The following is a 1,198-nucleotide window of genomic DNA, read 5'->3' on the forward strand; positions in this document are numbered from 1 at the left end:
TAAGCGCGCCCCGGCCGGTAGCGAAAATGAGCGATCCGAGCCGTAACACATCTCGGTCGGCAGCGGAGAATAACGGCGATCCTGGCGCAGCGCAAGTAAATTTTAGCCGATAAATAGCGGCGCGCGTTAATCAGCCAAAATCGCCGCTCCGCTTAAATCCGGGTTTAAATTTAACTCGTCTATGATAGATAAAAGCTCTGAAATTTCCTTTTTTATCTGCGCGGCGTCCTCTAAGCTCGGCGGCGGCGAAAACAGCGTTGTTTCAAACTTATTTTTCGCTCCGTTTAAAAATAGATAAAATTTATCGTCCATAAACGCCGCGCTCACCCCCATCTCTCCAGCAAATTTTATCTTTAACTCTCTCAAACGCTCCATAAATGCGGGCGTCAAAAGATACCTCGCCCCTACTTTGTCATCCGTAAAAACCCTAAATTCATCGTTAAAAAGAGTATCGTCCATCTGTTCTTTTTCGCCTATAAATTTAGTATTTAACGTGCGACTTGCGACTATCGTTTGCCCGTTAAATTTCTTGTAAAACTCGCAGACCAAGACCGAGCCGCTAAACGCCTGCATATCTTTCATCGTTGACCAAGCAAAAAATATTAGAGAGATTAGGTTAAGTCCGGGCGAGTCGCCTAGTTTTAGTTTGGCATCCCTGGGTATGCTTATAGCTTCGCTAAGATTAAATTTGACGCCGTTATACGTTCCGCTAATTAGGTCTTCGGCACGAAATCTGTCGCGTGAATAAATATTGATTTTTCTAAATTCTTGTTTGCTTATGCCTGCTTGGGGATCGTATTTAAAGATTGTATTTACGTCTTTTATTGCAATGCGAATGAACGTATTTTTAAAAAAACTCGTATAATCTTTTTCCGCATCCAGCGCATAGTATGCGGATATGTTAATAGCAAGAATGATAAACGGCAAATAGACGGCTGCAAATAAATCTCCAGCTCTGCTGCTGTCGAATATATACATAACGATCTCACCTCCTATCAAAAGCACGCCGAAGGTAAAGAAAAGTCCAAGAATTATGCTTTTAATATATAGTCTTTTGCATTCGCTTTGTTTTTTCGCGGTTGCCTCTATTGCTTCGTTTATATTCAAAATTTTACCTTTTTCTAAATTTACGCGGCGGATTTCGCGCTCGGAGCGAATTTTAGCAAAATTTATGTCGCAAAGATACGGCGGGCGTGAG

1 protein-coding gene is annotated in these 1,198 nt (G+C 42.0%); it reads right to left on the minus strand.

The window, feature by feature from the left end; all coding sequences use genetic code 11:
• Positions 1–126: 126 nt before the first annotated feature.
• Positions 127–1,198, minus strand: a 1,072-nt coding sequence (locus Q0257_RS11325; RefSeq protein WP_366517515.1) for a DUF3137 domain-containing protein, incomplete at its 5' end; no start/stop codon positions are given.

Origin of the sequence: uncultured Campylobacter sp. (genome assembly GCF_938018035.1) — a bacterium.
GTDB lineage: Bacteria > Campylobacterota > Campylobacteria > Campylobacterales > Campylobacteraceae > Campylobacter_B.